This window comes from Streptococcus suis (genome assembly GCA_022354845.1).
Classification (GTDB): Bacteria; Bacillota; Bacilli; order Lactobacillales; family Streptococcaceae; genus Streptococcus; species Streptococcus suis_AA.
Window position 1 is genome coordinate 437,306 of record CP031970.1, and the last position, 20,576, is coordinate 457,881.

At 42.1% G+C, this 20,576-nt stretch carries 20 protein-coding genes and 1 pseudogene; 12 read left to right on the forward strand and 9 right to left on the reverse strand.

Annotated elements, in window-relative coordinates; genetic code table 11:
* Window positions 1-33: 33 nt before the first annotated feature.
* From D2A30_02355 to D2A30_02405, 11 genes and pseudogenes are all read left to right on the forward strand, one after another.
* Window positions 34-258 carry an acyl carrier protein gene (locus D2A30_02355; GenBank protein ULL20513.1) on the forward strand — a complete coding sequence of 75 codons (225 nt, stop codon included), beginning with the start codon at window positions 34-36 and terminating at the stop codon, window positions 256-258.
* Window positions 259-423: 165 nt separating this feature from the next.
* On the forward strand, window positions 424-1,389 hold the full coding sequence (gene fabK / locus D2A30_02360; GenBank protein ID ULL20514.1) for an enoyl-[acyl-carrier-protein] reductase FabK: 966 nt from the start codon (window positions 424-426) through the stop codon (window positions 1,387-1,389).
* Window position 1,390: 1 nt separating this feature from the next.
* Window positions 1,391-2,311: a [acyl-carrier-protein] S-malonyltransferase gene (gene fabD / locus D2A30_02365; GenBank protein ULL20515.1), complete on the forward strand. Its 921-nt coding sequence runs from the start codon at window positions 1,391-1,393 to the stop codon at window positions 2,309-2,311.
* A gap of 9 nt (window positions 2,312-2,320) precedes the next feature.
* The gene (gene fabG / locus D2A30_02370) at window positions 2,321-3,055 is read left to right on the forward strand and encodes a 3-oxoacyl-[acyl-carrier-protein] reductase (GenBank protein ULL20516.1); all 735 of its coding nucleotides are present in this window, start codon (window positions 2,321-2,323) and stop codon (window positions 3,053-3,055) included.
* Between the two features lie 293 nt (window positions 3,056-3,348).
* A complete protein-coding gene (fabF, locus tag D2A30_02375) occupies window positions 3,349-4,584 on the forward strand; it encodes a beta-ketoacyl-[acyl-carrier-protein] synthase II (GenBank protein ID ULL20517.1) in 1,236 nt (411 codons plus the stop codon).
* Window positions 4,585-5,058: an acetyl-CoA carboxylase biotin carboxyl carrier protein gene (locus D2A30_02380; GenBank protein ULL20518.1), complete on the forward strand. Its 474-nt coding sequence runs from the start codon at window positions 4,585-4,587 to the stop codon at window positions 5,056-5,058.
* A complete protein-coding gene (gene fabZ / locus D2A30_02385; protein ULL20519.1) occupies window positions 5,055-5,477 on the forward strand; it encodes a 3-hydroxyacyl-[acyl-carrier-protein] dehydratase FabZ in 423 nt (140 codons plus the stop codon). Before D2A30_02380 ends, fabZ begins: the two co-directional genes overlap by 4 nt.
* Window positions 5,478-5,773: 296 nt before the next feature.
* Entirely contained in the window at window positions 5,774-7,147 is a 1,374-nt protein-coding gene (locus tag D2A30_02390; protein ID ULL20520.1) for an acetyl-CoA carboxylase biotin carboxylase subunit, read from the forward strand.
* Between the two features lie 14 nt (window positions 7,148-7,161).
* Window positions 7,162-8,028: an acetyl-CoA carboxylase carboxyltransferase subunit beta gene (locus D2A30_02395; GenBank protein ID ULL20521.1), complete on the forward strand. Its 867-nt coding sequence runs from the start codon at window positions 7,162-7,164 to the stop codon at window positions 8,026-8,028.
* The gene (locus D2A30_02400; protein ULL20522.1) at window positions 8,025-8,798 is read left to right on the forward strand and encodes an acetyl-CoA carboxylase carboxyl transferase subunit alpha; all 774 of its coding nucleotides are present in this window, start codon (window positions 8,025-8,027) and stop codon (window positions 8,796-8,798) included. The genes D2A30_02395 and D2A30_02400 overlap by 4 nt, the downstream gene beginning before the upstream one ends.
* Before the next feature lie 62 nt (window positions 8,799-8,860).
* A pseudogene (locus tag D2A30_02405) lies at window positions 8,861-9,305 on the forward strand (GNAT family N-acetyltransferase).
* A 58-nt stretch (window positions 9,306-9,363) separates the two neighbouring features.
* Here D2A30_02405 and D2A30_02410 read toward each other — a convergent pair.
* From D2A30_02410 to D2A30_02440, 7 genes are all read right to left on the reverse strand, one after another.
* Complete coding sequence (locus D2A30_02410; protein ULL20523.1) at window positions 9,364-9,582, reverse strand: PspC domain-containing protein; 219 nt, start codon at window positions 9,580-9,582, stop codon at window positions 9,364-9,366.
* Between the two features lie 9 nt (window positions 9,583-9,591).
* A complete protein-coding gene (locus tag D2A30_02415) occupies window positions 9,592-10,866 on the reverse strand; it encodes a serine--tRNA ligase (protein ID ULL20524.1) in 1,275 nt (424 codons plus the stop codon).
* 362 nt (window positions 10,867-11,228) lie between these two features.
* Entirely contained in the window at window positions 11,229-11,600 is a 372-nt protein-coding gene (locus D2A30_02420; protein ULL20525.1) for a DUF956 family protein, read from the reverse strand.
* A gap of 59 nt (window positions 11,601-11,659) precedes the next feature.
* Window positions 11,660-12,571 (reverse strand): PTS mannose/fructose/sorbose transporter family subunit IID, encoded by a 912-nt coding sequence (locus D2A30_02425; GenBank protein ULL20526.1) that lies wholly within the window; start codon window positions 12,569-12,571, stop codon window positions 11,660-11,662.
* 18 nt (window positions 12,572-12,589) lie between these two features.
* Complete coding sequence (locus tag D2A30_02430) at window positions 12,590-13,399, reverse strand: PTS mannose/fructose/sorbose transporter subunit IIC (protein ID ULL20527.1); 810 nt, start codon at window positions 13,397-13,399, stop codon at window positions 12,590-12,592.
* 31 nt (window positions 13,400-13,430) lie between these two features.
* On the reverse strand, window positions 13,431-14,423 hold the full coding sequence (locus D2A30_02435; protein ULL20528.1) for a PTS mannose transporter subunit IIAB: 993 nt from the start codon (window positions 14,421-14,423) through the stop codon (window positions 13,431-13,433).
* Between the two features lie 251 nt (window positions 14,424-14,674).
* Window positions 14,675-15,487: an HAD family phosphatase gene (locus D2A30_02440; GenBank protein ULL21972.1), complete on the reverse strand. Its 813-nt coding sequence runs from the start codon at window positions 15,485-15,487 to the stop codon at window positions 14,675-14,677.
* Between the two features lie 257 nt (window positions 15,488-15,744).
* On the opposite strand from D2A30_02440, the gene D2A30_02445 reads away from it, so the two are divergent.
* Window positions 15,745-17,205, forward strand: coding sequence for an NCS2 family permease (locus tag D2A30_02445; protein ULL20529.1), 1,461 nt, complete (start codon window positions 15,745-15,747; stop codon window positions 17,203-17,205).
* 184 nt (window positions 17,206-17,389) lie between these two features.
* Here D2A30_02445 and metF read toward each other — a convergent pair whose 3' ends face one another.
* The gene (gene metF, locus D2A30_02450) at window positions 17,390-18,250 is read right to left on the reverse strand and encodes a methylenetetrahydrofolate reductase [NAD(P)H] (GenBank protein ID ULL20530.1); all 861 of its coding nucleotides are present in this window, start codon (window positions 18,248-18,250) and stop codon (window positions 17,390-17,392) included.
* A 3-nt stretch (window positions 18,251-18,253) separates the two neighbouring features.
* Window positions 18,254-20,503, reverse strand: coding sequence for a 5-methyltetrahydropteroyltriglutamate--homocysteine S-methyltransferase (locus D2A30_02455; GenBank protein ID ULL20531.1), 2,250 nt, complete (start codon window positions 20,501-20,503; stop codon window positions 18,254-18,256).
* Window positions 20,504-20,576: the final 73 nt, after the last annotated feature.

Here is a 20,576-nt window from a genome sequence, read left to right on the forward strand (position 1 = left end):
AAATATTTTATTTTCCAAAAGGAGACACATATCATGGCAGTATTTGAAAAAGTACAGGAAATCATCGTTGAAGAATTGGGTAAGGATGCTGAAGAAGTGACCCTTACAACAACCTTTGAAGATTTGGATGCAGATTCATTGGATCTTTTCCAAGTCATCTCTGAAATCGAAGATGCATTCGATATTCAAATCGATACTGAAGAAGGTTTGACAACTGTAGGCGATTTGGTTGCTTATGTTGAAGAAAAAACAAAATAATGACTGTTAAGGAAAGTGCTGTTTAGCATTTTTCTTTGAATATATAGTTTGATGTTCAAAACGTTGAAACATCAAACTAATTTTTAGTGAGGGCTTTGCCCTCGCTTGTTTAGCTAATGGTTTGATATTCAAATGATTAGGTAAGCAAGAAAAAAAGAGGGAATTATGAAGACGAAAATAACAGAATTGCTCGATATTCAGTATCCAATTTTTCAAGGTGGTATGGCTTGGGTAGCTGATGGAGATTTGGCTGGTGCCGTATCTAATGCAGGTGGTCTAGGAATCATCGGTGGAGGGAATGCTCCCAAAGAGGTGGTCAAGGCTAACATAGACAAGGTTAAATCTATCACGGATAGGCCTTTCGGTGTTAATATCATGCTTTTGTCTCCTTTTGCGGATGACATTGTTGACTTGGTCATCGAAGAAGGTGTGAAAGTTGTCACTACAGGAGCTGGAAATCCAGGGAAGTATATGGAGCGTCTCCATGCTGCAGGGATTACAGTTATTCCTGTTGTACCGAGTGTAGCCCTTGCTAAACGCATGGAAAAATTAGGGGTAGATGCTGTTATTGCTGAAGGAATGGAAGCCGGAGGCCATATTGGTAAATTGACCACCATGACCTTGGTTCGTCAGGTTGTTGAAGCTGTATCTATTCCTGTTATTGCTGCTGGAGGTATTGCAGATGGTGCAGGTGCAGCAGCAGCATTCATGTTGGGTGCAGAAGCGGTGCAAGTTGGAACTCGTTTTGTAGTAGCTACAGAGTCTAATGCCCATCAGGCTTATAAGGAAAAAGTTTTAAAAGCTAAGGATATTGATACAACAGTATCTGCATCCATTGTTGGACATCCTGTGAGAGCCATCAAGAATAAGTTGTCATCTGCCTATGCAGCTGCAGAGAAAGATTTCTTGGCAGGTAAAATTTCGGCAGATGCTATTGAAGAACTTGGTGCAGGAGCGCTCCGTAATGCAGTTGTTGATGGTGATGTAATAAATGGCTCAGTAATGGCTGGTCAAATTGCTGGTCTAGTTTCTAAAGAAGAATCTTGTGAAGATATTTTGAAAGATATTTATTATGGAGCAGCCAAAGTGATTAAAGAAGAGGCAAGCCGTTGGGCTTCGGTTGGAGAATAGGATGACAAAGACAGCTTTTCTTTTTGCAGGTCAAGGGTCTCAGACAGTGGGTATGGTTCGCGACCTTTACGAATATTACCCGATAGTTAGAGAAACGTTTGACCAGGCTAGTCAGATTCTGGGGTATGACATTCGTGCCCTAATTGACAATCAAGAGAATAAATTACATCAGACTCGCTATACCCAACCTGCTATTTTGACCACTTCTGTGGCTATTTTTCGACTACTGGAAGAAGAGGGAGTACAACCTGATATGGTAGCTGGTCTATCCTTGGGAGAATATTCAGCTCTGGTGGCATCGGGAGCTTTGGCCTTTGAAGATGCGATTGCCCTGATTGCTAAGCGTGGTGAATATATGGAAACGGCTGCGCCAGCAGGGACTGGTAAAATGGTTGCTGTTCTAAACACAGATGTCAACTTGATTGAAGAAATTTGCTCAACAGTTACCTCTGGTATTGTTTCCCCAGCCAACTACAACACACCGGCCCAAATCGTCATCGGTGGGGAGGTGGCTGCTGTGGATGAGGCAGTTGAATTGCTGAAGGAAGCAGGTGTCAAACGGATGATTCCGCTCAATGTATCTGGCCCCTTTCATACAGCACTTTTAAAACCAGCATCAGATCAGTTAGCCTTAGCTTTGGAACAGGTAGATTTCGCAGATTTTCGAGTACCATTGGTGGGAAATACCCAAGCTACAGTGATGAAAAAAGATGAGATAAGATTACTTCTAACCCGTCAAGTGATGGAACCAGTTCGTTTCTATGAGTCAATTGCAACCATGCAGGAAGCTGGTGTGACTAATTTTATTGAAATCGGTCCAGGTAAAATATTATCAGGATTTGTCAAGAAAATCGATAAGACGGCGCATGTTGTAGCCATTGAAGATATAGAGGGGTTACAAATAGTATTGAATAAATCATGAGGAGGAATCATGGAATTAACAAATAAAAATGTTTTTGTAACAGGTTCAAGTCGAGGAATTGGCTTGGCCATTGCCCATAAGTTTGCTAGTCTTGGTGCTAATGTGGTGCTGAACGGTCGTGGTCAGCTAGGCCAGGACTTGCTGGATAGCTTTGCAGGTTATGGTGTGAAAGTCCTAGCTATTTCAGGAGATATTTCAAGCGCGCAAGATGCCAAACGAATGGTGGCAGAAGCCATCGAAACACTCGGTAGCGTCGATATTTTGGTCAACAATGCAGGGATTACCAAAGATGGAATGGCTCTTCGTATGACAGAAGAGGATTTTGATAGGGTTCTGAAGGTAAATCTTACTGGAACTTTTAATATGACGCAGGCTGTTTTGAAACCAATGACAAAGGCTCGAGAGGGTGCTATTATCAACCTATCAAGTGTATCTGGCTTGATTGGAAATGCTGGACAGGCCAATTATGCTGCATCAAAGGCAGGTGTGATTGGATTTACCAAAGCCATTGCCCGTGAGGTTGCTGGGCGAAATGTTCGTGTCAATGCGATTGCGCCGGGTTTTATCCAGTCTGATATGACAGACGTACTATCTGACAAGATTAAAGAAGCTATGATTGCACAAATTCCTATGAAACGGTTTGGGGCACCAGAAGAAGTAGCTGATGTTGCTGTATTCCTTGCCAAGCAAGAATATCTAACAGGACAGGTGATTGCTGTTGACGGTGGCTTGACAATGCAGTAAACCAGTCTTCCAGTTTATCTTTTATTACTTCGAAGAGCGAGGAAACTTGGTTTCCAGTTTTCCAGTTTCAAACAATTTATTGGATTGTTTGAACTCGCTTTGCCGTACTAATGGAGCGTTACTTACTTTAGTAAGTACGATTTCCAATCTTCAATAGTCCACTGGACTATTGAAGCTGTCTGTAACTTGTTGAAATAAACTTTGTTCGTAGTACTAAAAGCAAACGGAAAGACTGCGATAACGCACTGTGAATTTAATATTGTTTTGTGTGTTGTTTTAAGAGAGGTTTGAAAATGAAAAAATTAAATCGTGTAGTAGTAACAGGCTACGGTCTGACATCTCCAATCGGAAATACGCCAGAGGAATTCTGGGATAGCTTGGTCAATGGTAAGATTGGTATCGGAAAGATTACCAAGTTTGATACTAGTGAATACTCTGTTCATAATGCGGCCGAAATTAAGGATTTTCCTTTTGATAAATACTTTGTAAAAAAAGATACAAATCGCTACGATAACTACTCACTCTATGCTCTTTATGCGGCTCGAGAGGCCGTAGCCAATGCCAATCTCGATACAGAAGCGGTTGATAGTGACCGTTTTGGCGTTATCTTATCAACAGGTATCGGTGGTATTTTGGAAATTGAAGAGCAAGTGGCTCGTATGAACGAAAAGGGGCCAAAACGAATTCGTCCCATGGCTCTTCCAAAGGCCTTACCAAACATGGCGGCTGGTAATATTGCCATGCAGGTCGGTGCAAATGGTGTCTGCAAGTGTGTCATCACAGCCTGTGCTTCGTCAAATGATGCCTTAGGAGAGGCCTTCCGTGAAATCAAGTTTGGTTTCCAAGATGTCATGTTGGCTGGTGGAGCAGAGGCAGCCATTACTCCATTTGCAATCGGTGGTTTCCAAGCTTTGACAGCTATGTCGACTACTGAGGATCCAGAACGTGCGTCTATTCCATTTGACAAGGAACGCAATGGTTTTGTCATGGGAGAGGGTTCCGCGGTTTTAGTATTGGAAAGTTTGGAACACGCAGAGGCGCGTGGGGCGACGATTTTGGCTGAAATCGTTGGTTATGGAAATACCTGCGATGCTTACCACATGACTTCTCCACATCCAGAAGGTCTGGGTGCTATTAAGGCCATGAAGTTAGCCATTTCAGAAGCAGGTTTAGAGCCAGCAGATATTGACTACATCAATGCCCATGGCACTTCGACACCGGCTAATGAAAAAGGGGAAAGCCAAGCTATCGTATCCGTCTTCGGCAAGAATACGCCAGTTTCTTCCACCAAGTCCTTCACAGGCCACTTGTTGGGGGCAGCGGGTGCAGTTGAGGCGGCAGCTGTCATTGAGGCTATGCGGCACTCTTACGCACCAAAGACAGCTGGTACGACAGAATTGTCTGACTACATCGAGGCGGATGTCATCTTTGGTCAAGGCCGTGATATGGAAATCCGTCATGCCATTTCAAATACATTCGGCTTTGGAGGTCACAACTCGGTGATTGCTTTCAAACGTTGGGAGGCTTAAGTGAATATTACAGAAATAAAGGACTTGATGAGTCAGTTTGACCAGTCAAGTCTGCGAGAATTTTCATATAGCAATGCTGGGGAAACCTTGCATTTCAGTAAAAATCAGCAGGCGATAGCGGCTCCGAGTCCAAAGCTAGAAGCTCCGCTTGCTCCAGTAGCTCCTGCAAGCCCAGCCGTGCCAGCAGCTGAAACCAGTGAGCCAGCTCCAGCAGAAGCAAGTGTAAGCCCTGTGGCAGAAGGTGCAGTGGTGGAGAGTCCTTTAGTTGGTGTAGCTTATTTGTCTCCATCGCCTGACAAGCCAGCCTTCGTAGCAGTTGGCGATACAGTCAAAAAAGGGCAGACCCTCATGATTATTGAAGCCATGAAGGTCATGAATGAAGTGCCAGCTGACCGTGACGGTGTTGTCACAGAGATTTTGGTGGCCAACCAAGACGTTGTAGAATATGGACAAGGATTGGTACGGATCAAATGATTGATATTTTGAAAATTAAAGAGGCTCTTCCTCATCGCTATCCTATGCTCTTGGTCGATCGTGTCCTTGAAGTATCGGAAGATGAGATTGTGGCCCTCAAAAATGTGACCATTAACGAGCCCTTCTTCAACGGGCATTTTCCAGACTATCCTGTCATGCCAGGTGTTCTCATCATGGAGGCTTTGGCACAAACCGCAGGTGTCTTGGAATTGTCCAAGGAAGAAAACAAGGGCAACCTGGTCTTTTATGCCGGCATGGACAAAGTTAAATTTAAGAAGCAAGTTGTACCTGGAGACCAGTTAATCATGACAGCTAAATTTGTCAAACGCCGTGGAACCATTGCGGTCGTTGAGGCAAAGGCAGAGGTGGACGGGAAATTGGCTGCATCGGGGGTATTGACTTTTGCTATCGGAAAATAAATCAGTTCTCCATTTTATCTTTTATTGCGTCGACGAACGAGGAAACTTCGTTTCCTTATTTCCAACTTCAAATAATTTCATCATTATTTGAACTCGTTTTGCCGTACCCAAGTACTGTCTACAACAATTGATACGAATTTTATTCGTCTCATTTCCAACCTCCAAAGGTTTCCCAAACCTTTGGAGCAAGCACTAAAAGTAAAATGAAGAACTGCTATTGATAACCATTATTTAATATTCTCATCTTGAGATTGTTATAACGATTATTCTATGTTAAAAAGGAGATAGGATTCATCATGTTTGAGAAGATTTTGATTGCCAATCGTGGTGAGATTGCGGTGCGGATTATTCGTGCGGCCAGGGAATTGGGGATAGCGACAGTAGCTGTCTATTCAGAAGCCGACAAGGAAGCACTCCATACCATGTTGGCAGATGAGGCAGTTTGTATTGGACCAGCACGTTCGACAGACTCCTATCTCAATATGCAGGCGGTCATCTCGGCGGCTGTTGTGACAGGTGCTCAGGCTATTCACCCTGGTTTTGGATTTTTGAGTGAAAACTCCAAATTTGCCACCCTCTGTGAAGAGGTCGGCATCAAGTTTATCGGGCCATCCGAAACGGTTATGGATACCATGGGGGATAAAATCAACGCGCGGGCGGAGATGATTAAGGCTCAAGTGCCTGTTATTCCAGGATCAGACGGTGAAGTCTTAACAATCCAAGAAGCCCTTGAAATCGCTGAAAAGATTGGCTACCCTGTCATGCTCAAGGCATCGGCAGGTGGTGGCGGTAAGGGGATTCGTAAGGTGGAAAAAGCTGAAGACTTAGTGCCTGCCTTCGAATCGGCTTCCAGCGAAGCCAAGGCAGCCTTTGGTAATGGCGCTATGTATATAGAGCGGGTCGTTTATCCAGCTCGCCATATCGAAGTACAGATCTTGGCGGATCAGCATGGTCATGTCATTCATCTGGGAGAACGGGATTGTTCCCTTCAACGCAATAACCAAAAAGTTTTAGAAGAAGCTCCGTCTATTGCTATCGGCCAGACCATGCGGGACCGTATCGGTCAAGCAGCTGTGCGGGCTGCCCAGTCAGTTGGTTATGAAAATGCAGGGACCATTGAGTTCCTCCTGGATGAAGCCAAAGGCGAATTTTACTTCATGGAAATGAACACACGGGTGCAGGTAGAACATCCTGTAACCGAGTTTGTGACTGGTGTGGATATTGTCAAGGAGCAGATTAAAATAGCAGCTGGTCAGGAACTCAGTGTCCGTCAAGAAGATGTGCAGATTACAGGTCATGCTATTGAATGCCGTATCAATGCCGAAAATCCAGCCTTCAACTTCGCCCCAAGCCCGGGAAAAATCTCCAATCTTTATCTGCCAAGTGGTGGCGTTGGTTTGCGTGTGGACTCGGCAGTTTATCCGGGCTACACGATTCCACCATACTATGATTCTATGATTGCTAAGGTTATTGTGCATGGAGAAAATCGTTTCGAAGCTCTAATGAAAATGCAACGTGCGCTTTATGAACTAGAAATTGAAGGAGTGGTAACCAATACGGACTTCCAGTTGGACTTGATTTCTGACAAACGTGTTGTGGCTGGTGATTATGATACAGCCTATCTTATGGAAGAGTTTTTACCGCACTATCAGGAAGAATTAAAAAAGTAAATTAGGAGAGAAGTATGGCTTTGTTTCGTAAAAAGGATAAGTATATTCGCATCAGTCCCAATCGTTCACGGACAGAAAAGGCAATTCAAACAAAGCCGGAAGTGCCAGATGAACTCTTTTCGAAATGTCCTGCTTGTAAAGAGATTTTGTACAAACGAGATCTTGGACCAGAAAAAGTCTGTCACCATTGTTCATATAACTTTCGAATTACAGCCTATGAACGTCTGAATTTGACGATAGATGAGGGAACATTTGAGGAATTATTTACAGGAATTGACACGAAAAATCCGCTCGATTTTCCAAATTATCTTGAAAAGTTGTCTGAAAATCGTCAGAAAACGGGACTAGATGAGGCAGTCTTGACTGGTAGGGCGAAAATTGGTGGTCATTCAGTAGCTTTGGGGATTTTGGACTCAAACTTTATCATGGCCTCTATGGGAACGGTGGTCGGTGAGAAAATCACTCGTCTTTTCGAACTCGCTATGGAAGAGCGACTCCCAGTTGTACTCTTTACCGCATCTGGCGGTGCTCGGATGCAGGAAGGTATTATGAGCCTGATGCAAATGGCTAAGATTTCCGCAGCTGTGAAACGCCATTCCAACGCTGGCCTCTTTTACCTGACGGTCTTGACAGACCCGACAACAGGAGGTGTGACGGCTAGTTTTGCTATGGAAGGTGATATTATCTTGGCTGAGCCACAGACCCTGGTTGGATTCGCAGGGCGGCGCGTGATTGAGTCAACAGTGCGTGAAAATCTGCCAGACAATTTCCAGAAGGCTGAATTTTTACAAGAACACGGCTTTGTCGATGCTATTGTCAAACGTCAGGACTTGCCAACGACCATTGGTCGCTTGTTGAGAATGCATGGAGGTGTCAGATGACCAGTGATGTAGCACGTATGATCCGTTTGGCACGTGACCAAGCTCGCTTGACGACCTTGGACTATGCCACACAACTCTTTGATGACTTTATCGAACTGCACGGCGATCGGAATTTCCGCGATGACGGAGCTGTAGTGGGTGGCATCGGCTTTCTAGCAGGTCAGCCGGTGACAGTCATTGGTATCCAAAAAGGGAAGAATCTTCAGGACAACCTCAAACGAAACTTCGGTCAGCCTCACCCAGAAGGCTACCGCAAGGCCCTTCGCCTCATGAAGCAGGCGGAGAAGTTTGGTCGCCCAGTTGTCACATTTATTAATACTGCAGGAGCATATCCAGGAGTCGGTGCAGAGGAGCGTGGACAGGGCGAGGCTATTGCCCGAAACCTCATGGAGATGAGCGACCTCAAGGTGCCCATTATCGCCATTATCATCGGTGAGGGAGGATCTGGTGGGGCTCTTGCTCTAGCAGTCGCAGACCAGGTCTGGATGCTGGAAAACTCTATGTACGCCGTCCTCAGCCCTGAAGGTTTTGCCTCTATCCTCTGGAAAGACGGCAGTCGGGCCATGGAAGCAGCAGAACTGATGAAGATCACTTCTTATGAGTTGGAGAAACTCCAAGTGGTCGATCGGGTGGTTTTGGAAAATGGCAGAGCGACCAAGGAAGTCTTGATTGACATCAAGGAAAACTTAATTAGTCAGTTGGCTCAACTGCAAGCCCTGTCACTTGAACAACTGCTTGAAAACCGCTATCAACGCTTTAGAAAGTACTAGGAAGACCTAGTATTTTTTTGCTAGATTGATACAATGGATAAAATCATTTCAGGAGGTTTTCCATGTTAGTAAAAGCAGATCTATCAAACGCAGAAGAATTGCTACCTATTCAGCACCGAGCATTTGCAGCTTTGTATGAGACCTATCAGGACCAGTACAACCCTGCTATTGAAGCTATGGACTATTTTCAATCACGATTTGCACGACCAAATTGCACCTACTACAAGATTGTCGAGGAGGGGCACACAGTCAGTTTAGTACGAACAATGGTCACTGAAGATGCTGACCAGGTCTGGTTAGGCTTGATTGGCATTGATCCAGACCACAGAGGAAAAGGCTATGGTCACAAGGCTATGCTAGAATTAGAAAGCCTATATCCGACAAGTTATCCGTTGGGTGCTCTGTACCGTCTTACAGGAGCCTAGATTAGTCGCTTTCTATGAAAAACTTGTCAAAACCGAACCTGAACAAGAGGCTATGGACATGGTCTACATGGAGAAATGGATTTTGGAGCCAAAAAAAAACGTTTCTGTTAGTCAGTTGGATAACGGAAACGTTTTTTATTTTAATTTAATTCTGATTTATCAGGTAAAAGTATGGCCAGAACGATATAGGCAGTTAAAAAAGGTAAATTAGTGATAATGGCCAAGAAGATGACAACCAATCGAACGTTTTCTAACTTCCAACCATAGTTTTCATACAGGTCAAAATAGTCATATAGTCCAGCGATAACACCAGCAATTTCTTTACGACTTTTATCTTTATACCATTTCTTTGGCTTCATATCTCACTCCTATGGTTTAATAACTTCTATCCCACCCATGTATGGACGGAGTACTTCGGGAATAGTAACAGAGCCGTCTTCATTTTGGTAGTTTTCAAGGACGGCAGCCACGGTACGACCAACTGCCAAACCAGACCCATTGAGGGTGTGGAGCAATTTGACCTTGCCTTCAGCAGCATCGCGGTAGCGGATTTGGGCACGACGGGCTTGGAAATCCTCGGTATTTGAACAGCTTGAGATTTCACGGTAGGCATTTTGGGCAGGAATCCAGACTTCTAAGTCATAGGTTTTGGCTGCTGAGAAGCCCATATCCCCTGTACAGAGGGACAAAACGCGGTAAGGCAAGCCTAATTTTTGAAGGATATTTTCTGCGTTTGCTGTCATTTTTTCCAATTCATCATAAGATTGCTCTGGTGTGGCAAATTTGACCATTTCAACCTTGTGGAATTGGTGGAGGCGGATAAGACCGCGGGTATCACGACCAGCAGAACCTGCTTCAGAGCGGAAAGATGGGCTCATAGCTGTGAAGTAGATTGGCAGGTCTTTTTCTTCCAAAATCTCGTTGCGGTAGTAGTTGGTCAATGGTACCTCCGCAGTTGGAATGAGGACATAGTTAGTATCAGCCAACTCAAACGTATCTTCTTTAAATTTTGGATATTGACCGGTACCATACATTGAGTCATGGTTAACCATGTAAGGCGTGATAATTTCTTGGTAGCCTTCTGCGATATGCTCATCCAACATGAAGTTATAAAGGGCACGCTCCAAACGAGCACCTAAGTTTTTGTAGAAGAGGAAGCGGGCACCAGTTACTTTTGCACCACGTTCCCAGTCCAGAATGTCAAGGTCTTCACCCAAATCCCAGTGAGCTTTTGGCTCGAAAGTAAATTCACGGGGGGTTCCCCAACGGCGAACTTCCACGTTTTCCTCTTCGTCTGCCCCAACTGGAACAGAATCATGAGGAGTATTTGGAAGAACTGCAAGGATGGCATTTAGATTTTCATCAATTTCCAAGAGTTCTGCATCTAAATTTTTCACTTCTGCAGACAATTTTTGCATAGCAGCAATCTTATCATCTACATTTTCTTTGTTACGTTTTGCTTGGGCAATTTCTGCAGAAACTGTGTTACGTTCAGCTTTTAATTCTTCTACAGTAACCAAGATTTCACGGCGTTTTGCATCCAATTCTTTGATATTTTCCAAGCTTTCAGCAGTTACACCACGTGTAGCTAATTTAGAAGCTACTCCGTCAAAATCTGTACGAATACGTTTTATATCTAACATAACTATGGATACCAAGAGCAGAGTAGGTACAAGTCAAAGTAGAAAGTTACTAGAAAGTTTAGATTTTTTAGGTGGCTTTTTACTTTGACAGAGCCCAATGCTCTAGTTCAATTTTTAGCATCTTGAGTGACGATGAAATTGAACTTTCCTTTCTTTTTTTAAAATAAAACGCACACATGAGTAACTACTGGAGCGATATTTACCGCGGTTCCATCCAGTTTCACATGTGTGCACTTTTTAATATTTAATTTTAGTAGCAACGGTAGAATTTCATTAATTTTACTTATCTGCTCACAGCAACCGCAGACTTTCTGAAAAGCTAAACTAATTACTTATCCGTTTGTCTTATTATACTTGATTTTCTATTTTTTGGCAAATAGATTAAAAATTTTTCTTCCAATTGTTTGAATGAGGGTTGGTAATTTGACGACTTTCTCATTACCGATATGCTCACGAGCAACTTTGAGAATTTTACCAGAGTCTTTGGAAGCAAACAGGAATCGACTTTTTTTGGTGTAAATTTCAAAATGTCGACTGATTGTTTTTCCAGAAACATTTGCACCAATGCTAGTCATCTCTGACCAAGGAATCTGGATATAACGCTCAACGTTGCTATCAGGATAGAATTCTAGAGCCTTGTCACCAAGTAAAAATTTGCCAACCTTACCACCAAATCCCATGTAAGAAACTCCTGTGGTTTGTAGCTCAATGCTTGTATTTTGTGATTGTGCCATAGTGTTCCCTTCTTAGATATTCATTATATCATAAAACCCCGCATTTGCGGGGTAATTGATTACATAATTCCGAAGAAACGAGCAAGAATACCTACGATGAAGAGACCGATAATCATTGTGATTGGTGTTACTTTTTTCTTAAGCAAGTACATGCAGAGGAAAGTAAGGAGAAGTCCCATCAAACCTGGAATCAAACTGTCCAACTGGCCTTGTAAAGTTTGTGCTTGAGTTGGTTCAAGGCTAAATCCGCCAAGAGCTTGACCAAGAATACCTTTCAACTCAGTACCAGTAACTGTACCTTCTGGGAAGACAATGTAGGCACCTTCTGACAATTGTTTAGCAGGAAGGTTTACAGAGAAAGTAATAGAAACCCAACGTTGAACAAGTACAGCAAGAATGAACATACCAAGGATAGAAGCACCTTTTGTAATATCTTGTAGGATACCACCTGACATGTCTTTAGTGATTTCACTACCAGCTTTGTAACCAAATTCTTGAGTATACCAGAGGAAGGCCATACGGATAGCATTCCATCCGATAAAGAATAGAAGTGGACCAACGATGTTACCAGTCATTGCAAGTGAAGCACCAAGGGCACCGAGAATCGGACGAACAGTAAACCAGAAAACTGGGTCACCGATACCTGCAAGAGGTCCCATCATACCGATTTTCACACCTTGGATTGCTGTGTCATCGATTTCAGCACCATTAGCACGTTCTTCTTCTAGGGCAAGTGTTACACCAAGGATTGGAGAAGCAACATATGGGTGTGTGTTGAAGAATTCCAAGTGGCGCTCAAGGGCAGCAGCTTGATCTTCTTTTTTAGTGTAGAGTTTTTTGATAGCTGGAATCATTGCATATGCCCAACCTAAGTTTTGCATACGCTCGTAGTTCCAAGAACCTTGAAGGAAGGTTGAACGCCACCAAACTTTTTTACGATCGCTTACGGAAAGTTGAATTTTTTCTGACATGGTTAAATCTCCCTTCTCTTAGTAGTCTTCAAGAATATCGCCGATTGGGTCGTTAGATGAAGCACCACCGTTACCAGAACCACCTTGTTTAGACAAGTTAAGGTAGATAATGGCAATTGCAACACCGATAACACCAAGTGCGATAAGAGTCAATTGGCTAATTGCAGCAAATGCAAAACCAAGTGCGAAGAATGGCCAAACTTCACGAGTTGCCATCATGTTGATAACCATTGCATAACCAACCGCAACAACCATACCACCACCAACGGCCATACCACCTGACAACCATGCCGGCATTGCTTCAAGTACTGATTGAACAGCTTCTGCAGGAATTGCAAGAAGAAGAGCAGCAGGAATGGCAATACGCAAACCTTGGAGAAGGAGAGCAAATAAGTGGTAACGTTCTACTGCAGCAAAGTTAGCACTTTTAGCAGCATTATCAGCACCGTGTACAAGACCGACTGAGATTGTACGTACAATCATAGTAAGGAAAAGACCAGCTACTGCAAGAGGGATAGAAGTTGTAGTAGCAACGGCAATACCTTCAGTTGTGAAGTCTCCACCTTTAATCATGATGATAGCAGCAGCAACTGAAGCGAGAGCGGCGTCAGGAGCAACAGCTGCACCAATGTTAGCCCAACCAAGGGCAATCATTTGTAGAGAACCACCAAGCATAACACCTGCAGCTAAGTTACCAGTAACGAGACCGATAAGGGTACAAGCAACCAATGGTTGATGGAATTGGAATTCGTCAAGGATACCTTCAAGACCAGCAAAGAAGGCGACGATGACAACGAGAATTGCAGAAATAAATGTAATATCTGACATGTTGTAATCCTTTCTATACTAACAGATCGATTTATTGAACGTTTGCCTTGTTGATAAGTTCAAATAAGTCTTTTTTCGAATCGTTTGGTACTTTACGAACGTCAAATTTCACTCCAAGGTCACGCAATTTTTCAAATGTTGCAACGTCATCTTTATCCATTGATAATACGTTGTTGACCATTGTTTTACCAGTTGAGTGAGCCATAGAACCGACGTTCAATTCTTTGATTTCAAGTCCGCCTTCAATCGCTTCAAGAGCTTCTTGAGGCGTTTCGAAAAGAATCAAGGCATGTGTATTACCAAAGCGAGGGTCTTTTGATACCTCAATCAATTTCTTGATTGGTACAACGTTCGCTTTTACGTTACCAGGTGCAGCCTGTTTGATGAGCTGTTTGCGCAATTCATCTTTTGCAACCGTATCAGATGCAACGATAATACGATCTACTTTAGAAGCAGGAGTCCAACCAGTTGCCACTTGACCATGCAAGAGACGCGAATCGATACGAGCCAAGTTGATTTTCAACTTGCCGTCACCAATAACAGTTCCTGGAGGGATAGCACCTTGAGGTGCAGCAGGAGTGGCAGTTGCCACAGGAGTAGCCTCAGCTGGTTGAAGTTCTTCTGGAAGAACCTTCACTCCATCCTTGGCTTCCTTAATAATGTTTGCCGCAACTTCTTCCACACCAGCAGAAGCATTAATCATACGTTCTGTGTATGCTTGGATAAGCATTGGCAAGTTTAGACCTGTGATGATTACTACCTTGCGGTCTGGATTTTCACCAGCTACGCGGCTTGCTTGGTTAAATGGTGAACCACTCCAAAGGTCAGCCAAAACCAAAACTTCATCATCGGCATCGAATGCGTCAACGGCTGCATTCAGCTTGGCATATAAATCATCAGGACCTTCGCTTGGCATAAAAGTAACGACTTGTACTTTTTCTTGTTCGCCAAAGATCATTGAACCTGACTGATGAATACCAGCAGCAAATTCGCCATGACTTGCAATAATGATTCCAATACTCATTATTGATCCTCCTAAATTTTTTTAGATCCTATGAAAGTCTGAAAAGGCCTTCATATTCCTTGTAACGTGTATATTATAAAACGCTTACATAAAAATGTCAAGTATATATGTAAATAAGTTTGGGAAAACTTTCAGAAAAACTATAAAATAATACTGCTTCGCATATGTTTTATTGGCCGAAGAACTCCTGATATCATCACTTTTGTACAAAACAAAAACTCTGAAAATAATTTTTCAGAGCATATAATTTTTTATAAAAATAATTTTTCTAATTCTTTTGCGACACCATCTTCAAAATTGGCAAATTCAGTCATCTGATCAGCATGGGGGCGAAGTGTGTCACTACAGTTTTTCATGCCATATGCTTTTCCAGCGAGGTCAAGCATTTCTACATCATTATGTTCATCCCCAAATGCAATCAAATCTTTTGCATCTAATTGAAATATATCCAATAAATAAATCAAAGCTGAAGCCTTAGTAACACCTTTTGCACAGGTTTCCAATACATTGAGAGGTCCACCCCAGGTATTGATTTCTAATTCATTCTTGAAATAAGATCTCATTTCTTCCGCAAGTGCGTATTTATCAGTTGCTCTTGTCTGCATGAGGATTGAATGTGGGTCAGAAGTGATTAATTCAGGTTTAATAAGTGTATCAGGTGTTATTTGTTCAACTCCCATCAAGCTAGGATCAACTCGGTCCAGATGATTTTGTGTAATAAAGAATTTATTTTTATACTCACCAGCAATAAACTCGGCTTCAAATGTATCTTCAGATTTTAAAAATTCTAATAGATAGCTTTTATCGATTAAAACATTCTTTTCCCATTCCCATCTTCGATTTGGAATATGTACCAATGACCCGTTAAAATTAATCATCGGTGTATCTAACTCCAGTTGTTGATAGAATGTTTCAGCCATCCGATAGGGGCGTCCAGTAGCAATTAAAACTAGGTGTCCCTGTTTTCTTACTTTTTTAATTGTAGAGATTGTGTACTCGGATAATTGGCTTTCTTGATTTAAAAGCGTTCCATCCAAATCAATTGCTATCATTTTTTTCTTCATCATTTAATGTTTATATTACTCCATTTTATAGCTAATAAGTGACAGTATATCAAAAACCAGTAAGATAATCAAAAAATTAATAGTTCAGCTATTTAATAGTAGAGAATGCAATATAGTTCACAAAAAACGAACGTTTCAACAAATATTTAAGAGGATTCTGTAAAAATTACTGGAAAAAGCGTTCATTTCTATTGAAATATTATTTTATTTCCGGTATAATAAGTTTATTGTTCGTGAATAAAGGAGAAAAATGAAAAATGGACAAGTTTTTTAAACTAAAAGAACATAATACGACTGTTTCGACAGAGATTATGGCAGGGCTTACGACATTCTTTGCAATGTCATATATTTTATTTGTTAACCCAAGCATTTTGAGTGTTGCGGGTATGCCAACACAAGCTGTTTTCTTGGCGACCATTATTGCCAGTGCGGTCTCTACATTAGTAATGGGGCTATTTGCAAATGTACCTTATGCTTTGGCACCAGGTATGGGGTTGAATGCCTTTTTCACCTATACAGTAGTTATTGGTTTGGGCTTCACATGGCAAGAAGCACTTGGTATGGTATTCTTGTGTGGTTTGTTTAATATCTTTATCACAGTTACAAAAGTTCGTAAAAGTATTATTAAGGCGATTCCTGTTAGCTTGCAACATGCTATTGGTGGAGGTATTGGGGTATTTGTAGCCTACCTTGGTTTCAAAAATTCTAACTTGATTACTTTCCTAACATCTGGTTCAGATATCATTACAGTCAATGGTGTTGCCCCGGCGGATGCAACAGCAGAAACATTCTCAAATGGTGTTTTCTCTGTCTTAGCTGGCGGTGGTGTAGTTCCTTCTATCACAACCTTCACTGATCCAAGTGTACTTCTTACTGTATTTGGTCTGATTCTTACAGCTGTTTTGGTTATTAAAAATGTACGTGGTGCTATCTTGATTGGTATTATCGCGACAACTTTAGCAGGTATCCCAGCAGGTGTAGTTGATTTATCTTCTATTAGTTTTGCAGATAATCATATTGGTTCAGCATTTGGAGAATTAGGGACAACCTTCCTTGCAGCCTTTGGAGGAATCGGCTCACTATTTGCTGATTCAAGCCGTTTACCATTAGTATTGATGACCATTTTTGCATTCAGTTTGTCAGATACATTCGATACTTTGGGTACGTTCATTGGTACAGGTCGTAAGACTGGTATCTTCTCTGCTGAAGATGAAAAAGCACTTGAAAATGGCACAGGTTTCAATTCAAAAATGGATAGAGCGCTCTTTGCAGATGCAATTGGTACATCTATTGGTGCCATCTTTGGTACTTCAAATACCACAACCTATGTTGAGTCTGCTGCAGGTATCTCAGCAGGTGGGCGTACAGGTTTGACAGCTGTCACAACAGCAGTTCTCTTCCTTCTTTCTATTCTTATTTTGCCATTTGTTGGAATCGTGCCAGCGGCAGCGACATCTCCAGCCTTGATTATTGTCGGTGTCATGATGGTATCCTCATTCCTTGATGTGGATTGGAGCCGATTTGAAGATGCGCTTCCAGCCTTCTTTGCAGCCTTCTTTATGGCACTATGCTTCTCTATCTCTTACGGTATTGCAGCAGCCTTTATCTTCTATTGCTTGGTAAAAGTTTCAACAGGTAAGGCTAAAGAAATTCACCCAATTCTTTGGGGTGCTACAGCACTGTTTATTTTAAACTTTATCATTTTGGCCATTATCTAACATGGTTTATATACATCAACCTGGTTTCTAAGAAACCAGGTTTTTTGTCAAATATATAGAATGTAGGAAGCGGGTTACGACTAATTTGAGACAAATTGAAGAAATGTAAAAGGGTTTGTATTAGCTGTATGAGGAAATTTGTAAATAGAAGACCCCTTAAACGAAAAGTCCAAGGGGGAATGCGTTAACTATAATGTTTGAATAAGGCATGAGTTGCTTCGTGAATAGTCCTGGCTGTCTCAGCATTATTCATTGTATAAAGATGGACACCAGCCGCATCATTAGTGACCAAATCAACAATTTGATCCACAGCATAGGCAAGACCTGCAGCCCGAAGTGATTCAGGATCGTGCTCATATTTTTCTAAAATGGCTTTAAACTTACGGGGCAAGCGTATGTTTTCACATGTTTTCAAGAGTCGAAGTGCCTGATTCCTGTTGATAATAGGCATGATACCTGCAATAATAGGTACTTCGATGTCTGCTAGAATGCATTTCTCTTGAAAATTGTAGAAGGCTTCATTATCGAAGAAGAGTTGTGATACTAATGTCGAACAACCTGCGTCCACTTTCTTTTTTAGGTTCTTGATATCTGATACTGCGTTTGGCGATTCAGGATGTCCTTCTGGATAGCAAGCTCCGATGATATCAAATTGAGGAGCTTCTTCCTTGATAAAGGAAACTAAATCAGTTGCATATTTGAAATCCTCCTTTGGAGAAAGTCCATTGATAATGTCTCCACGCAGGGCTAAAATCTGATGGACACCAATTTTGTCGAGAGAATGAAGAACAGACCGAACTTTTTCCTTTGTTAGATAAGCCGCAGGTAAGTGTGCAATGGTTGGAATATGTAACTCATTGTGCACATGGTTTGCTAACTTAACAGTTGTTTCTTCAACATTCAAATTGTTGTTGCTACAAGTCACACTAATAAAGTGAGGGGCCAAACCCTGCATCTCATTAAGCGCGTGGATAATTTTTTCATTGCCTACTTCTGGTTTTGGAGGAAAAATTTCAAATGAGAGACTTGGGGTTTGACCAATCATAAATTAGAGTTCCTTTCTGGCTGCCTTAGCTGCTTGAGTCAAGTGGATAAGGCTGACTTTTGTTTCTTTTTCACCACGAGTTTTAAGACCGCAGTCGGGGTTAATCCACACTTTTTCTTTTGGTACTTTAGCAAGAATGGCTTCTATCGTATGAGAAATTTCTTCTACAGATGGAACACGTGGGGAGTGGATATCATAGACACCAGGACCTACCTGAGTTTGGAAATTCTTAGCCTTGAGTTCATCTAGGATAACGAGATTTGAACGGCTGGCTTCAAAGGAGATAACGTCCGCATCCATATTGTCGATGGCAGGAATGATGTCTGTAAATTCGCTATAGCACATGTGAGTGTGAATTTGCGTATCTGGTGCAACAGTTGAGTGAACTAATCGGAAGGCTGGAATCGCCCAATCCAAATATTCACTGTGCCAGTCGCTACGACGAAGTGGTAATTTTTCACGTAAAGCTGCTTCGTCAATTTGGATAATCTTGATACCCGCTGCTTCAAGGTCAAGAACTTCTTCCTTGATAGCAAGGGCGATTTGAAGAGTTGATTCTTTAATAGAAATATCTTCACGAGGGAATGACCAGTTGAGGATGGTTACTGGCCCTGTCAACATACCTTTAACTGGTTTGTTTGTACGGCTTTGTGCATAGCTTGACCATTTAACAGTGATTGGGTTCAAGCGCGTCACATCCCCCCAGATGATTGGTGGTTTTACCCCACGCATACCATATGATTGGACCCATCCGTTCTTACTGAAGAGATAACCAGAAAGGTTTTCACCGAAGTATTCTACCATGTCGTTTCGTTCAAACTCACCATGAACCAAGACATCGAAGTCAACTTCTTCCTGCCATGCAATCCATTCGTCTGTTTGAGCTTTAACAAATGTATCGTATTCTTCTTCTGAGATATTTCCTTTGCGGAAAGCCAAGCGTGTGCTGCGAATTTCTTTTGTTTGAGGGAAAGATCCAATCGTTGTTGTTGGAAGAAGTGGTAAGTTCAATTTCTCACGTTGAATGGCTTCACGTTCTGCAAAGACTGGTAGGCGTGTATAGTCAGCGTCTGTCAGTCCTGCAAGACGGTCTGCGAGCACTTTGTCACGACCAACTCGTTCAAGGGAGAAAAGTTCCTTGTTTGCTGCTAGGGCTGTCTCGCCTTGTCCATTGCGAATGGCATCCAAATCACGCAATTCGTTCAATTTTTCAACTGCAAAGGCAAAGTGGTTGAGAATTGCGGGTTCAAACTCTTCATTTGCTGTTGTGAAAGGCACGTGAAGAAGAGAGCAAGAAGTTGTTAGGACGACATTTTCAGCTGGAATAGCATCCAGAATAGCCAAGCTCTTTTCATAATGGTTACGCCAGATATTTTTACCGTTGACGATACCAGCGTAAAGGGTCTTGTCAGCTGGGAAGCCTGTTGCAACAAGTGCAGCAGTTTCCTTACCTTCTACAAAGTCAAGACCGATGGCATCGACTGGTAGATTAGTCAATTCTGTGTAAATATCACGAACATCACCGAAGTAGGTTTGGATGAGGACTTGCAAGCCTTTTTTGTCTGCCAAGAGAGTTTGATAGATATTTAGGAACAGGGCTTTTTCATCTGCAGTCAAATCCTTGACCAAGCTCGGTTCGTCCAGCTGGATTTTTTCAGCGCCAAGTTCTGCCAATTTTTCAAAAACTTGTCCATAGGCTGCAACTAAGCTGTCAGCGAAATCAGTAGCAGTTAAACCTTCTTCAAAATCAGTTAATTGTAAGAGAGTAAATGGTCCGATTAAGACTGGTCGAGTTGAGATACCTAAGTCTTTTGCTTCTTGGAATTCATCGAAAATCTTTTGACCAGCTAGTTTGATTTCTGTGTCTTTTTCAATAGCTGGAACGATATAGTGGTAGTTGGTGTTGAACCATTTTTTCATCGGTCTAGCACGAACGTCCCCTTTTTCTCCTTGATAGCCACGCGCCAAAGCGAAGTATTTTTCAAGGTCAGTCAAATCAAGGTTTTGTGCTGCTTTAGGTACGATGTTGAATAGTACTGCTGCATCCAAAACATTGTCATAGTGTGAGAAGTCGTTGCTTGGGATTTCAGTAATACCTGCCTCTTTTACAATATTCCAATGTTTAGCGCGCAATTCTTTGGCAGCAAGCAAAAGTTCTTCCTGTGGAATTTCATTTCTAAAGTATTTTTCGGTAATAAATTTTAATTCGCGGTGTTCTCCGATTCGTGGGAAGCCGATAATGGTAGTCGTCATGGTAGTTCCTCCAAAATATTTTTATGCACCTATACTAACAAAAAAAAGAACACTTGTATAATTGTAAAAAATT

Excerpts from the sequence above, each read along its gene's own strand:
- D2A30_02355 (ULL20513.1), top strand. The coding sequence starts at position 34 with ATGGCAGTATTTGAAAAAGTACAGGAAATCATCGTTGAAGAATTGGGT.
- fabK (ULL20514.1), top strand. The coding sequence starts at position 424 with ATGAAGACGAAAATAACAGAATTGCTCGATATTCAGTATCCAATTTTT.
- fabD (ULL20515.1), top strand. The coding sequence starts at position 1,391 with ATGACAAAGACAGCTTTTCTTTTTGCAGGTCAAGGGTCTCAGACAGTG.
- fabG (ULL20516.1), top strand. The coding sequence starts at position 2,321 with ATGGAATTAACAAATAAAAATGTTTTTGTAACAGGTTCAAGTCGAGGA.
- fabF (ULL20517.1), top strand. The coding sequence starts at position 3,349 with ATGAAAAAATTAAATCGTGTAGTAGTAACAGGCTACGGTCTGACATCT.
- fabZ (ULL20519.1), top strand. The coding sequence starts at position 5,055 with ATGATTGATATTTTGAAAATTAAAGAGGCTCTTCCTCATCGCTATCCT.
- D2A30_02390 (ULL20520.1), top strand. The coding sequence starts at position 5,774 with ATGTTTGAGAAGATTTTGATTGCCAATCGTGGTGAGATTGCGGTGCGG.
- D2A30_02395 (ULL20521.1), top strand. The coding sequence starts at position 7,162 with ATGGCTTTGTTTCGTAAAAAGGATAAGTATATTCGCATCAGTCCCAAT.
- D2A30_02400 (ULL20522.1), top strand. The coding sequence starts at position 8,025 with ATGACCAGTGATGTAGCACGTATGATCCGTTTGGCACGTGACCAAGCT.
- D2A30_02410 (ULL20523.1), bottom strand. The coding sequence starts at position 9,582 with ATGAAGCCAAAGAAATGGTATAAAGATAAAAGTCGTAAAGAAATTGCT.
- D2A30_02415 (ULL20524.1), bottom strand. The coding sequence starts at position 10,866 with ATGTTAGATATAAAACGTATTCGTACAGATTTTGACGGAGTAGCTTCT.
- D2A30_02420 (ULL20525.1), bottom strand. The coding sequence starts at position 11,600 with ATGGCACAATCACAAAATACAAGCATTGAGCTACAAACCACAGGAGTT.
- D2A30_02425 (ULL20526.1), bottom strand. The coding sequence starts at position 12,571 with ATGTCAGAAAAAATTCAACTTTCCGTAAGCGATCGTAAAAAAGTTTGG.
- D2A30_02430 (ULL20527.1), bottom strand. The coding sequence starts at position 13,399 with ATGTCAGATATTACATTTATTTCTGCAATTCTCGTTGTCATCGTCGCC.
- D2A30_02435 (ULL20528.1), bottom strand. The coding sequence starts at position 14,423 with ATGAGTATTGGAATCATTATTGCAAGTCATGGCGAATTTGCTGCTGGT.
- D2A30_02440 (ULL21972.1), bottom strand. The coding sequence starts at position 15,487 with ATGAAGAAAAAAATGATAGCAATTGATTTGGATGGAACGCTTTTAAAT.
- D2A30_02445 (ULL20529.1), top strand. The coding sequence starts at position 15,745 with ATGGACAAGTTTTTTAAACTAAAAGAACATAATACGACTGTTTCGACA.
- metF (ULL20530.1), bottom strand. The coding sequence starts at position 18,250 with ATGATTGGTCAAACCCCAAGTCTCTCATTTGAAATTTTTCCTCCAAAA.
- D2A30_02455 (ULL20531.1), bottom strand. The coding sequence starts at position 20,503 with ATGACGACTACCATTATCGGCTTCCCACGAATCGGAGAACACCGCGAA.